This is a genomic window from Bacteroides stercoris ATCC 43183, from assembly GCF_025147325.1.
GTDB classification, from domain to species: Bacteria; Bacteroidota; Bacteroidia; order Bacteroidales; family Bacteroidaceae; genus Bacteroides; species Bacteroides stercoris.
This window is the reverse complement of sequence record NZ_CP102262.1, coordinates 2,287,260-2,300,470: the sequence shown is the minus strand read 5'-3', so window position 1 is coordinate 2,300,470 and position 13,211 is coordinate 2,287,260. Positions and strand designations below refer to the sequence as shown.

Here is a 13,211-nt window from a genome sequence, read left to right as displayed (position 1 = left end):
ACGGTCTGCCAAAGCAACCTTTCGGCACGGAAGTAACAAAATCCGGGAAGAAACATGTATATTTGCCGCTATGGAAAAGGAAAAAGTAGCACAATATATCAACCGGAAACAGCTTTTGCAACCGACAGACAAGGTACTTGTCGCCCTAAGCGGCGGTGCGGATTCCGTCGCTTTATTACGACTGTTGCAAGCGTCGGGCTACGACTGCGAAGCTGCGCACTGTAATTTTCACCTGCGAGGTGCAGAATCCGACAGAGATGAGGCATTTGTCCGCCAACTGTGCGTAAAACAACAAGTACCGCTACACACCGTCCACTTCGACACCGCGCGCACTGCCGAAGAACGGCACATCTCCATTGAAATGGCCGCACGCGAACTACGTTACGGATGGTTTGAGGAAATACGGCAGAAAATCAATGCCGACGCCATTGCCGTGGCCCATCACCAGGACGACAGCGTGGAAACCCTCCTGCTGAACCTGATACGTGGTACGGGCATCAACGGGTTACGGGGAATACGCCCCAAAAACGGGCACATCGTACGTCCGTTGCTTTGCCTGGAACGCAAAGAAATCATCAGTTATCTGAACCGCATAGGGCAGGATTACGTAACGGACAGCACCAATCTGCAGGATGAATACACTCGTAACAAAATACGCTTGAACCTGTTGCCCATGATGCAGGAAATCAACCCATCCGTCAAAGAAAGCATTCTCAACACCGCCGAGCATCTGGATGGCGCATCCGCCATATATAAACAAGGGATAGACGAAGGCATAAAACGGGTGCGGACAGCAGAGGGCATCTGCATCGAGAGACTGATGCAGGAACCGGCCCCCGCAACATTACTGTTTGAAATCCTATACCCGCTCGGCTTTAACACTGCCCAAATCAGAGACATATACCGTTCGCTGGAAGGACAGCCGGGAAAGATCTTCACTTCGGAACATTGGTGCATCGTGAAAGACCGCGAATATCTGCTGATTGAAGCACACCGACACCCCATACAACCCGCACTGGCAATGGAAGAACATGTCTTTACCCCGGACTTTGTCATTCCCCGCGACAAGAACACTGCCTGCTTTGATGCGGATAAACTGACACATCCTCTCCTTCTGCGCCCCTGGCGACAAGGGGACTCTTTTATTCCATTCGGCATGAAAGGCCGGAAAAAAGTAAGCGACTATATGACCGACCGGAAGTTCTCCCTTTTGCGCAAAGAGCAGCAATGGGTATTATGTTGCGGCGAAGAGATTATCTGGCTGATAGGTGAAAGAACGGACAACCGTTTCCGCATCGGTGCCTCTACAAAACGGGTACTCACAGTCCGGCTTCTTCCCGCCGGGGACAGTCCTGTCACACCCTGAGCCCCAAGTGGTATAACTCTGCATCCGAAGAGTACCCCATTATCCATTTCATCTTTAGGTTAGAAATACAGAACTTTAACCTAAAAACGGATCTCTCCAGCCTAAAGACACCCATCTTCAGACCGGAGATAAAGTTCTTCTCCTATATTTACCGGCTTCTTACCTGAAGAGAACATCTCTCCTCTCCGACAAGAATCCTTCTCCTTAAGAACCTGCTTAAATCTTCTTCAGCACTCCTTGTTTGAAGATATTTTTCTATTTTTATTCGTCACATACCCCGTTATGCTTCTTATAAAAACAAACCGAATAGAGTTTCAAAAGAAGCTGAAAATACTCTTTGAACTCAATTTATGCCCGAAGGCAGATATGTCAGAATCTACTTACAAGATAATCCTATTTTCCTTCTGCTTCTTAAAGCAATCGGCAAGCAAGGCGGCAAACGGCGTATCAAAAGTACGGGCCTTTTGCGGACACCCTTTTACACAAGCACAGCAGCGAATACACTTTTCCACATCGGTACTACACTCATCGCCTTTCACGATGGCGCCTGCCGGACAATGCTTCACGCAGTATCCGCAATGGTTGCAAAGTTCTGTGTCGACAGCCGGAATGCGCGGCATAGGAACTCCGCTTTTGCGTAGTTTCACCACCTTCCGCAAGAAACGGAATAACGGAAAAAACGCCTGACGGGGACGTTGAATACGGTTGACGTCAACGGCATAGAGCTTATCCATGTCGGCTGCCGCTTCGATTTTAGTCCGTATCTTAGCGCCGAAAGTTTCTGCAAACTGCAAGTCATCTGCATCCGGCCGCCCTGCAGCTATGGGATTTTGCTGCGTACTGTACGAATGCTCGCCTACAAACGTAGCACCGGCAATCACTTTAAATCCTCTGTCCGATGCAAATGCGTCCAACTCCACCAATGCTTTTTCATAGGCACGGTTACCATACACAGCAACCAGCACCGCCGGAGCACCGGAAGCATGAACGTCTTTCATCCGCTCCAATCCCAGGGGTGCCACCTTCCCGCCATAGACGGGGACGGTTATCACCGTCAAGGTGCTTTCAGGAATTTCCAATTTGCCGGCCGGGTGGAAAGTAAGGTCTGTCCGGGCAACATCGGAAATGCCCGTACCGCGAACAATCGCCTCGCCCACTTGTTTAGAGGTATGGGTAGGCGAAAAAGTAATCAAACGAACTGCATATATATTCATAAATCTGTTTCTTATATAATAATGAAACAAAGATAGACTTTTAAAATTAAAAAAAAGACGATTTATTTATGAAACCAAAAATTATTATTACCTTTGTGCCGTTGAAACATTCTGCAACTCCTTGCTGAGGTGAGGATTGTTAGTCAGATTTCCGGTTCAATAACAAATATCCCTATTAAATCATAATTTACAAAAGGTAGACTTACCGATATAAGTAAAAACCATTCACACATATACTATATGTATAATATCATTCAATTAAACGACAAAAATTTGTCGGAACTGCAAGCTATTGCCCAAGAATTGGGTATCAAAAAAACAGACTCTCTCAAAAAAGAAGAACTCGTTTACAAGATACTTGACGAACAAGCCATTGCTGGAGCAACCAAGAAAGTAGCAGCCGACAAATTAAAAGAAGAACGTAAAGGGGACAAGCAAAAACGTTCTCGCGTAACGGTCAAGAAAGAAGCAGCGGACAAGGTATTCACAGCCAATAAGAACGGTGAACTCACAAAAGGGAAAACCGAAGAAGCACCTGCCGTACAAGCTTCCGTACAAGCAGCAGAGGCGGCTAAAGAACCGGCCGTAGCCGCAACTCCCGCAGCAGAGACTGAAGTTCCCAAACGCAAACCGGGACGTCCTCGCAAAGTAAAACAAGAAGCGGCTCCCGTAGCGGAAACACCTAAAACCGTTCCGGCAGAAACTAAAGTAGAAACTACAGAGCCGAAAAAAGCAGAACCCAAGAAAGTTGTTGCAGCCCCCCAGCCTACACCGGATGAAAGTCCTGTCTTGCCGGAAGCAGAGGATGACTTTATCCCCATCGAGGATTTGCCAACCGAAAAAATAGAACTGCCGTCAGAGCTCATCGGCAAATTCGAAGCTACCAAAGCAGAAACTCCTGTTCCTGCAACAGAGCAACCGCAACAACGCTCCCGTCTTCGCCTCCGCGATAACAATACGCCATACAACAACAATCGTAACAATAACAACCAGCGTCCTGCACAACAGCAGCAACGTCCTGCACAACAACAGAACAACAATGAGAATTATGTTGCTTCCGAACGCAAGCCGGCAATAGAACGCGAAAAGGCGTACGAATTTGACGATATACTCACAGGAACCGGCGTATTGGAAATCATGCAGGACGGTTATGGATTCCTGCGCTCATCCGATTATAACTACCTTTCTTCTCCCGATGATATTTACGTTTCACAATCACAAATCAAGCTGTTCGGCCTGAAGACCGGTGATGTAGTGGAAGGTGTTATCCGTCCACCCAAGGAAGGAGAGAAATATTTCCCGCTGGTAAAAGTATCCAAGATTAACGGACGTGACCCGGCTTTTGTACGCGACCGTGTACCGTTCGAACATCTCACCCCGCTCTTCCCGGACGAGAAATTCAAACTTTGCAAAGGCGGATATTCCGACTCCCTGTCTGCCCGTGTAGTAGACCTCTTTGCGCCCATTGGTAAAGGCCAGCGCGCACTAATCGTAGCACAGCCCAAAACGGGTAAGACTATTCTGATGAAGGACATTGCCAACGCCATTGCAGCCAACCACCCGGAAGTGTACATGATTATGCTATTGATTGATGAACGTCCGGAAGAAGTTACCGACATGGCCCGTACCGTAAATGCAGAGGTTATTGCCTCTACTTTCGACGAACCGGCAGAACGTCACGTGAAAATAGCAGGCATTGTTTTGGAGAAGGCCAAAAGAATGGTAGAATGCGGACATGACGTTGTTATCTTCCTTGACTCCATAACACGTTTGGCACGTGCCTACAATACTGTTTCCCCGGCTTCGGGTAAAGTATTGTCCGGAGGTGTGGACGCCAACGCACTGCACAAGCCGAAACGCTTCTTCGGTGCTGCCCGCAACATTGAAGGCGGTGGTTCGCTGACCATCCTTGCTACGGCGCTTATAGATACCGGTTCCAAAATGGACGAAGTGATCTTTGAAGAGTTCAAAGGTACTGGTAATATGGAACTGCAACTCGACCGCAACCTGTCCAACAAGCGCATCTTCCCGGCTGTCAATATCGTTGCTTCCAGCACTCGTCGCGATGACTTGCTGCAAGACAAGCAAACGCTGGATCGCATGTGGATTCTCCGCAAGTATCTTGCCGATATGAACCCGATAGAGGCAATGGACTTCGTAAAAGACCGTTTGGAAAAAACCAAAGACAACGATGAATTCCTGATGAGCATGAACGGTTAAATGCCTACACGGAAAAGAACCAACTAAGATATAAAAGCAAATATTTGAAAAAGAGCGGAATAGCATAAGTTATTCCGCTCTTTTTCAATGTTATTATATAATAAAAAGCAAAAGCATGGAGAATAAACATGATTTCAGTCTTCCCGTCAGTTGGAACGGAATATTTTATGCTTCAAGGCAATCTGCTGCAAAACCGCAATAATATTCTGTCCTTAAAAGAAGGCAGTTACAGGTATTTTTTGTACTTTTGCGCCTCAATAAGAGTAATTTGTAATTTAGTAATTGTAATTAGATACTATGTTCGATAATTTAAGCGAGAGACTTGAGAGGTCGTTTAAAATTTTGAAGGGTGAAGGTAAAATCACCGAAATTAATGTAGCGGAAACGCTGAAAGACGTGCGTAAAGCACTTTTGGATGCTGACGTAAACTATAAGGTTGCCAAGAGTTTTACTGATACCGTTAAGGAAAAAGCTTTAGGACAAAACGTGCTGACAGCTGTAAAACCCAGCCAGTTAATGGTAAAAATCGTACACGATGAGTTAACACAACTCATGGGTGGCGAAACTGCGGAAATCAATATTGATTCCAAACCGGCTGTTATTTTGATGTCCGGTCTGCAAGGTTCCGGTAAGACTACTTTCTCCGGAAAGTTGGCACGCATGTTGAAAACCAAAAAGAACCGGAAGCCCTTATTGGTGGCTTGCGACGTTTACCGCCCCGCCGCTATCGAACAGTTGCGCGTACTGGCAGAGCAGATCGAAGTGCCCATGTATTCCGAACCTGATAGCAAAGACCCAGTGAGCATAGCCCAAAACGCCATACAGGAAGCTAAAGCCAAAGGATATGACCTCGTAATCGTCGATACAGCCGGTCGTCTGGCCGTAGACGAAGAGATGATGAACGAAATCGCCGCCATCAAATCCGCCATCAATCCGAATGAAATCTTGTTCGTAGTGGATTCCATGACCGGACAGGATGCCGTAAACACAGCCAAAGAATTCAACGAACGTCTGGACTTCAATGGTGTGGTATTGACCAAGTTGGACGGTGACACTCGCGGTGGTGCCGCCCTTTCTATCCGTACTGTAGTAAACAAGCCTATCAAGTTTGTAGGAACCGGCGAAAAACTGGACGCTATCGACCAATTCCACCCTGCCCGTATGGCAGACCGTATTCTGGGTATGGGCGACATCGTGTCATTGGTAGAGCGTGCACAAGAACAATATGATGAAGAAGAAGCCAAACGTCTGCAAAAGAAAATTGCGAAGAACCAGTTTGACTTCAACGACTTCCTGAGCCAGATTGCACAAATCAAGAAAATGGGTAACTTGAAAGAACTCGCTTCCATGATACCGGGGGTAGGCAAAGCTATCAAGGATATCGATATTGACGACAATGCTTTCAAAAGCATCGAAGCGATTATCTACTCCATGACTCCGGAAGAACGCAGCAACCCGGCCATCCTAAACGGCTCGCGCCGCCAGCGTATCGCCAAAGGCAGCGGCACGAACATTCAGGAAGTAAACCGTTTGCTGAAACAGTTCGACCAGACCCGTAAAATGATGAAAATGGTGACCGGCAGCAAAATGGGCAAGATGATGCCGAAACTGAAACGATAAGAAAGAAAAATATCCTGCATATAAATCCCGCTAATTTCATAGTTCGAATGAAGTCAGCGGGATTTTTGCTTTATTCGGTTATTTGACCTATTTTTGCGAATAATGCCATGTAAATAATAACCAATACAATAATTTTGAATATGACACTAATTGACGGAAAAACAATTTCCGAACAGGTAAAACAGGAAATTGCAACAGAAGTAGCTGAGATAGTGGAGCGCGGCGGAAAACGCCCGCATTTAGCAGCTATCCTTGTAGGACACGACGGTGGCAGCGAAACCTATGTAGCAGCCAAAGTAAAAGCTTGTGAAGCATGCGGATTCAAGTCCTCGCTCATTCGTTATGAGACAGATGTAACGGAAGAAGAGCTGCTGGCGAAAGTGCGCGAACTGAATGAGGATGCAGATGTAGACGGTTTTATCGTCCAGCTGCCTTTGCCAAAACATATATCGGAACAAAAAGTGATTGAAACAATCGACTACCGCAAAGATGTGGATGGCTTCCATCCTATCAATGTAGGACGTATGTCCATAGGATTGCCTTGTTACGTTTCCGCAACTCCTAACGGAATTCTCGAATTGCTGAAAAGATACAAAATAGAAACTTCCGGAAAGAAATGCGTTGTACTGGGGCGCAGCAATATCGTAGGCAAACCCATGGCTGCCCTAATGATGCAAAAGGCTTATCCCGGTGACGCCACAGTAACCGTTTGCCACAGCCGCAGTAAAGACCTGGTAAAAGAGTGCCAAGAAGCCGATATTATCATCGCAGCTATGGGACAACCTAACTTTGTAAAAGCGGAAATGGTGAAAGAAGGCGCAGTTGTCATTGACGTAGGTACTACCCGTGTACCAGACGCAACCAGAAAATCCGGTTTCAAGCTGACCGGTGATGTCAAGTTCGATGAAGTAGCTCCCAAATGTTCATTCATCACTCCCGTACCTGGTGGTGTAGGTCCCATGACCATTGTCTCTTTAATGAAGAATACATTGTTGGCAGGCAAGAAAGCTATTTATCAATAATAAGGATGATGAAAGCGCTCATCTCCTTTATCTTTCTACTATATAGCGTAACCCTTTCCTCACAGGAAAGGATTACGCTATTATTTGTAGGAGACTTAATGCAACACCGGGCGCAAATAGATGCCGCCCGCACTTCCGACGGGAAATATGATTATTCTCCTTGTTTCTCCCTTGTAAAGGAAGAAATCTCCCGTGCCGATATTGCAATAGGTAATCTTGAAGTGACTCTCGGTGGAAAACCTTATCAAGGCTATCCTACTTTCAGTGCACCCGACGAATATCTGCAAGCTATCAAAGATGCCGAATTCGACGTTCTTCTCACAGCAAACAATCATTGCCTGGATCGCGGCAAGACCGGATTGGAACGAACCATCACACAAATCGAATCATTTTCCATACCCTATGCAGGTACTTACCGGAACGCTATAGAACGTAAACAACTCCATCCTCTCTTCATCCGGAAAAAAGGTTTCTGCATAGCCATACTCAACTACACTTACGGCACTAATGGAATCAAGGTATCTGCACCCAACATAGTCAATTACATTGACAAAAAAACAATTCTAAAAGACATACATAGCGCCCAAGCCGTACGCCCGGATGCTATTATAGCCTGTATGCATTGGGGAGAAGAATATCAATCACTCCCGAACCGTGAGCAATGCGAGCTTGCCGACTGGTTGCTGAAACAGGGGGTGACCCATATTATCGGTTCGCATCCGCACGTAATCCAGCCTATGGAATTACGCACGAACGGCAATCAACAGCATGCCATCGTCTATTCTTTAGGAAACTTCATCTCCAATATGAGCGCTGCAAATACAGACGGTGGACTCATCTTTACGCTGCAACTTGAAAAATATCCTCTCCCCAAGCCCATCCGTCCATTACAAAACCATTCAAGTCATTCACCGTCGCCCGAATCTTTTGCCTCTTCTTTTCCATTCGCCCGTGTCGTCCGATGCGGATACACTTTAGTATGGACCGGCCGCCCCACTCTCACTGGAGAAAAAAATTACATTTTATATCCTTCTTACTCACCACATAGCCATTTGCCGCAATCAGCCCGTAACCGTCTGAATATCTTCATTAAAAACACTCGAAAGTTCCTAGTACAGCATAATACAGAAATTTATGAAAATAATAAATAGCTATTTTTTTGAAAAAAAAACGCCAAAACATTTGTAATATCAAAGATTATCCATATCTTTGCACCGCATTTAAGAAATGCAACAACATGGTGACTGTAGTTCAGTTGGTTAGAGCGTCAGATTGTGGTTCTGAATGTCGAGGGTTCGAGTCCCTTCAGTCACCCAAGAAAAAGAGGAATTTCAGTGATGATTTTCCTCTTTTTTTATTATATACCCCCTTTACCGGGACTCAGGGTTCAGGGATCAACGTAACAATCTGGGGTCAACGTAACAATCTGAGGGATTTTATATTTAAGCATATAATTTAGCAAGTCTATATAAGAAAAAAGGGGTCAACGTAACAATCTGAGGGATTTTATATTTAAGCATATAATTTAGCAAGTCTATATAAGAAAAAAGCTCTATCTCTTACTCCTCTGAACTGTGCTCTAAATGCTTTGATTTTAGCATTGAATGACTCTGCTGCGGCATTGGTTGCCCTCCTTTCAAAGAAATTGATTATATCCAGATAATGTGTTTGTATAGAACGTGCGACCCTTCCAAAGGTGAGGAACCCTGATTTATCTACTTCATCATACCACCTTGCCAGCCTTGTCAAAGCAATATCCTTAAACTTACACTGATGATAGATTAAGCCTAACCGCATAGACAGATAATATCCTTTCTTTATATCGGGATATTCCTTGAAAAGAATTTCAGCCCGTATTCTTTGAGACTGAGTCCATAAGGATTCCTTCTTGTAAAGCAGATAAATACTTCTCGCTAACAACTGCTTTCTTGTATCTCCATTAGCGAAAACAGGTGCATGATACATCTTTCCACAGGCCTTTGCATAAGCAATCTGAGTGGACTCTTCATCCAAAGCCTCCCAGCGAGCTTTTACACGCATCTCCTGCACTGCTTCATAAGCTAACTTCTGTACGTGAAAGCGATCGGTAACACGTTTGGCCGCAGGAAAGCAGATGCGTGCAATCTGCTCCATGTTAGGAGCCATATCTAAAGTTATCTCGCGCACTTGGTAACGGCGGCGACGGGAGAGCTTAAGCAGGACAGAAGTGATCGTATGAACGTCCGTACCTTTAATGATAGCAATCATACTACCTTTACCACCGTGAGCTTCTTTATTGGTCAGTACAGTATAGAGTTCTCCACGCGAGAGGGCTACCTCATCAATACAGAGATAAGCACCGATATTCTTTTCGAATAGTAGCCAATCCTCTGCATGAACAAGTTGGTCCCAATGGAGATAACCACTTAGATGGTTACGGTATTGACGCTCCAATAAATCCCCGTCAACTCCATATAAAACACCTAAGAGCTTGCAACTGATCGGATAGCTATCAATATAGTTCTTTTAAAAAAGACGCAAAATCTTGCGTCATACGAGTACCTTCAGCCACCATACGCCAGTTACGAGAGATATACTCATTATGCTTCTTTAAGAGCCAGCGACGACGACGAATATTAAGGAAGACCTTCTTGCCACGAAGAGGAAAATCCTGAACAATAATAGGATCATAAAAGCCTTTACTCTCAGTATCCTGATCTGTATACTTCTCAGGGACGATATTTTTCTCCTCAAGGTAGATCACAACTTCATTTACGCTTTCCTTCACATCAACAAGATCAAAGTAATCTAAAGTGCCTTCAGGAAGAAGAAGGCGATAACCGTTTAACTCCATAAGCTATGAATTTGGAGACAAAGATAACTATTTATAAATTTACCCCTCAGGTTTTTACATTGACCCGGGATTTTATATTTAAGCATATAATTTAGCAAGTCTATATAAGAAAAAAGCTCTATCTCTTACTCCTCTGAACTGTGCTCTAAATGCTTTGATTTTAGCATTGAATGACTCTGCTGCGGCATTGGTTGCCCTCCTTTCAAAGAAATTGGGCTCAGCGGAAATATCTGGTTGGTAAGTTTTAAAATTAGCTATCTTTCCTCTATGAAAAGATAAAGATTACCCCTGTCTTTATGGCTCCTTTACTTAGTTTATGGTGTTAATGAGCATGAATGTATTGACCGTTCTATCAAGAGCAGTCAGATATACAATATAAAAAGTATCATTTTCCTCTTCAGGCTTTATTTCCTAACACTGGCATTCTAAGCCGCTTAAAGCATCAGTCAATTTGCAAAACGGAGTCTATGCTACCACAAAGATACTGGCCTTACAATAAGCGGTATATTATGAGTTGCCTTCTGCAATAGCTTCAGGCTTCTTATAATCATTGTATGGAACACCATCACTCAACACGTGCCAAATGACAACAAGCATTTTCCGCGCTATGGCCACTTTCACTTTCATGGCATTCTTCCTTCTGACGACAGTTTGTGTGTAACTGAAATTCGAGTAAAAACAGTTTTGTGTCCGGCTGGCTCCCCATGCGCATTCAATCATAGTCTTTCTGATGTACTTGTTACCATGTGTGATTCTTCGTGATTTGATTTTTCCTGCGCTTTCTTCATTCCGTGGTTTGAGCCCGCACCACGACACCAATGCAGCCGCTGTAATAAACATCTTCATGTCGGCCCCTAATTCAGAGAGTATGGAGGTTGCCGAGCGTTCCTTTACACCGGGTATCGTCTGAAGATTATCGAACTCCCTGGGGAACTCTTTCCTGCAGATTTCCGTCAGTTTTTCCTGGCACTCTTTCAGATGCTTGTCATCCATAAGGATTTCCTCCCGGTACTGGCGTATCAGGTCTATGTCCACTTCATTGACAACTCCTGTCAGAGCGGCTGTAATTACTTCTTTTCCGACACGGTTCACCGTCCGTCCATGGATGGCCTCCGTCAGCTTTTCCGCATTGACAATTCCTTCGGAAAGCAATTTCACCACATCTTTGTAGCTCTTACTGTCTGTAGAAGATACGTAGTTGCTGATACGGATATTGCAACGTTGAAGCAAGGCATCCAGTTTGGTCAGTTTATAGACCTTCTCCTTGTTCAAGTCAAAAATGCGTCGGTTATACTGACGCATGCGCTGCACTATCTCATCCGGCACGAAACTGCCACGGATGAGATCCTTCATGGTACATTCGGCTATCCAGGCAGCGTCACGGACATCACTTTTTCTGCCGGGAAGCTGCTTGATGAAGTAGGGGTTGACCAACTTCAGACATTCTATGTCACTGAGAATGCGCCAGATGGGATACCAGTAAATACTGGTGCTTTCCATAGTAACTTCCTTAACTTCATGAGTAAGGAGAAGTTGATGCAGCTCTTCCAGTTCAGGTGTCAAAACACCGTACTTGGCTTCAAATTTCTCACCTTTTCCTCTATGAAAAGATAAAGATTACCCCTGTCTTTATGGCTCCTTTACTTAGTTTATGGTGTTAATGAGCATGAATGTATTGACCGTTCTATCAAGAGCAGTCAGATATACAATATAAAAAGTATCATTTTCCTCTTCAGGCTTTATTTCCTAACACTGGCATTCTAAGCCGCTTAAAGCATCAGTCAATTTGCAAAACGGAGTCTATGCTACCACAAAGATACTGGCCTTACAATAAGCGGTATATTATGAGTTGCCTTCTGCAATAGCTTCAGGCTTCTTATAATCATTGTATGGAACACCATCACTCAACACGTGCCAAATGACAACAAGCATTTTCCGCGCTATGGCCACTTTCACTTTCATGGCATTCTTCCTTCTGACGACAGTTTGTGTGTAACTGAAATTCGAGTAAAAACAGTTTTGTGTCCGGCTGGCTCCCCATGCGCATTCAATCATAGTCTTTCTGATGTACTTGTTACCATGTGTGATTCTTCGTGATTTGATTTTTCCTGCGCTTTCTTCATTCCGTGGTTTGAGCCCGCACCACGACACCAATGCAGCCGCTGTAATAAACATCTTCATGTCGGCCCCTAATTCAGAGAGTATGGAGGTTGCCGAGCGTTCCTTTACACCGGGTATCGTCTGAAGATTATCGAACTCCCTGGGGAACTCTTTCCTGCAGATTTCCGTCAGTTTTTCCTGGCACTCTTTCAGATGCTTGTCATCCATAAGGATTTCCTCCCGGTACTGGCGTATCAGGTCTATGTCCACTTCATTGACAACTCCTGTCAGAGCGGCTGTAATTACTTCTTTTCCGACACGGTTCACCGTCCGTCCATGGATGGCCTCCGTCAGCTTTTCCGCATTGACAATTCCTTCGGAAAGCAATTTCACCACATCTTTGTAGCTCTTACTGTCTGTAGAAGATACGTAGTTGCTGATACGGATATTGCAACGTTGAAGCAAGGCATCCAGTTTGGTCAGTTTATAGACCTTCTCCTTGTTCAAGTCAAAAATGCGTCGGTTATACTGACGCATGCGCTGCACTATCTCATCCGGCACGAAACTGCCACGGATGAGATCCTTCATGGTACATTCGGCTATCCAGGCAGCGTCACGGACATCACTTTTTCTGCCGGGAAGCTGCTTGATGAAGTAGGGGTTGACCAACTTCAGACATTCTATGTCACTGAGAATGCGCCAGATGGGATACCAGTAAATACTGGTGCTTTCCATAGTAACTTCCTTAACTTCATGAGTAAGGAGAAGTTGATGCAGCTCTTCCAGTTCAGGTGTCAAAACACCGTACTTGGCTTCAAATTTCTCACCTTTTCCTC

At 44.9% G+C, this 13,211-nt stretch carries 8 protein-coding genes, 1 tRNA gene and 3 pseudogenes; 6 read left to right on the top strand and 6 right to left on the bottom strand.

The genetic code is table 11. From position 1 onward, the window contains the following. Window positions 1-70 precede the first annotated feature (70 nt). A complete protein-coding gene (tilS, locus tag NQ565_RS09340; RefSeq protein WP_005652725.1) occupies window positions 71-1,366 on the top strand; it encodes a tRNA lysidine(34) synthetase TilS in 1,296 nt (431 codons plus the stop codon). A 380-nt stretch (window positions 1,367-1,746) separates the two neighbouring features. Here the strand turns inward: tilS and NQ565_RS09335 are convergent, their stop codons facing one another. Continuing rightward, complete coding sequence (locus tag NQ565_RS09335) at window positions 1,747-2,580, bottom strand: 4Fe-4S binding protein (protein WP_005652727.1); 834 nt, start codon at window positions 2,578-2,580, stop codon at window positions 1,747-1,749. A gap of 240 nt (window positions 2,581-2,820) precedes the next feature. Between NQ565_RS09335 and rho the strand changes: the two genes are divergently transcribed. The 5 genes from rho (at window position 2,821) to NQ565_RS09310 (ending at window position 8,756) form a co-directional block, all read left to right on the top strand. Then, window positions 2,821-4,800 (top strand): transcription termination factor Rho, encoded by a 1,980-nt coding sequence (gene rho / locus NQ565_RS09330; protein WP_005652729.1) that lies wholly within the window; start codon window positions 2,821-2,823, stop codon window positions 4,798-4,800. A 297-nt stretch (window positions 4,801-5,097) separates the two neighbouring features. Continuing rightward, window positions 5,098-6,420: a signal recognition particle protein gene (ffh, locus tag NQ565_RS09325; protein ID WP_005652735.1), complete on the top strand. Its 1,323-nt coding sequence runs from the start codon at window positions 5,098-5,100 to the stop codon at window positions 6,418-6,420. 140 nt (window positions 6,421-6,560) lie between these two features. Next, window positions 6,561-7,442, top strand: a complete 882-nt coding sequence (folD, locus tag NQ565_RS09320; protein ID WP_005652736.1) for a bifunctional methylenetetrahydrofolate dehydrogenase/methenyltetrahydrofolate cyclohydrolase FolD — start codon at window positions 6,561-6,563, stop codon at window positions 7,440-7,442. An 8-nt stretch (window positions 7,443-7,450) separates the two neighbouring features. After that, window positions 7,451-8,593, top strand: coding sequence for a CapA family protein (locus NQ565_RS09315; RefSeq protein ID WP_040315560.1), 1,143 nt, complete (start codon window positions 7,451-7,453; stop codon window positions 8,591-8,593). 89 nt (window positions 8,594-8,682) lie between these two features. Next, window positions 8,683-8,756: transfer RNA gene (locus tag NQ565_RS09310), tRNA-His, on the top strand. A 198-nt stretch (window positions 8,757-8,954) separates the two neighbouring features. Here NQ565_RS09310 and NQ565_RS09305 read toward each other — a convergent pair. The 5 genes and pseudogenes from NQ565_RS09305 to NQ565_RS09285 form a co-directional block, all read right to left on the bottom strand. Next, window positions 8,955-9,923: an ISAon1 family transposase gene (locus NQ565_RS09305; protein ID WP_458693198.1), complete on the bottom strand. Its 969-nt coding sequence runs from the start codon at window positions 9,921-9,923 to the stop codon at window positions 8,955-8,957. Window positions 9,924-9,933: 10 nt separating this feature from the next. Beyond that, window positions 9,934-10,275: an ISAon1 family transposase N-terminal region protein gene (locus NQ565_RS09300; RefSeq protein WP_151878731.1), complete on the bottom strand. Its 342-nt coding sequence runs from the start codon at window positions 10,273-10,275 to the stop codon at window positions 9,934-9,936. Between the two features lie 78 nt (window positions 10,276-10,353). Continuing rightward, a pseudogene (locus NQ565_RS09295) lies at window positions 10,354-10,488 on the bottom strand (transposase); the annotation flags it as partial. Between the two features lie 294 nt (window positions 10,489-10,782). Next, window positions 10,783-11,871, bottom strand: a pseudogene (locus NQ565_RS09290) (IS110 family RNA-guided transposase); the annotation flags it as partial. Between the two features lie 246 nt (window positions 11,872-12,117). Continuing rightward, window positions 12,118-13,206: pseudogene (locus NQ565_RS09285) on the bottom strand (IS110 family RNA-guided transposase); the annotation flags it as partial. Window positions 13,207-13,211 lie beyond the last annotated feature (5 nt).

What these genes read in the sequence shown, in the direction of transcription:
- tilS (WP_005652725.1), top strand. Translation starts at nt 71, where the DNA reads ATGGAAAAGGAAAAAGTAGCACAATATATCAACCGGAAACAGCTTTTG.
- NQ565_RS09335 (WP_005652727.1), bottom strand. Translation starts at nt 2,580, where the DNA reads ATGAATATATATGCAGTTCGTTTGATTACTTTTTCGCCTACCCATACC.
- rho (WP_005652729.1), top strand. Translation starts at nt 2,821, where the DNA reads ATGTATAATATCATTCAATTAAACGACAAAAATTTGTCGGAACTGCAA.
- ffh (WP_005652735.1), top strand. Translation starts at nt 5,098, where the DNA reads ATGTTCGATAATTTAAGCGAGAGACTTGAGAGGTCGTTTAAAATTTTG.
- folD (WP_005652736.1), top strand. Translation starts at nt 6,561, where the DNA reads ATGACACTAATTGACGGAAAAACAATTTCCGAACAGGTAAAACAGGAA.
- NQ565_RS09315 (WP_040315560.1), top strand. Translation starts at nt 7,451, where the DNA reads ATGAAAGCGCTCATCTCCTTTATCTTTCTACTATATAGCGTAACCCTT.
- NQ565_RS09300 (WP_151878731.1), bottom strand. Translation starts at nt 10,275, where the DNA reads ATGGAGTTAAACGGTTATCGCCTTCTTCTTCCTGAAGGCACTTTAGAT.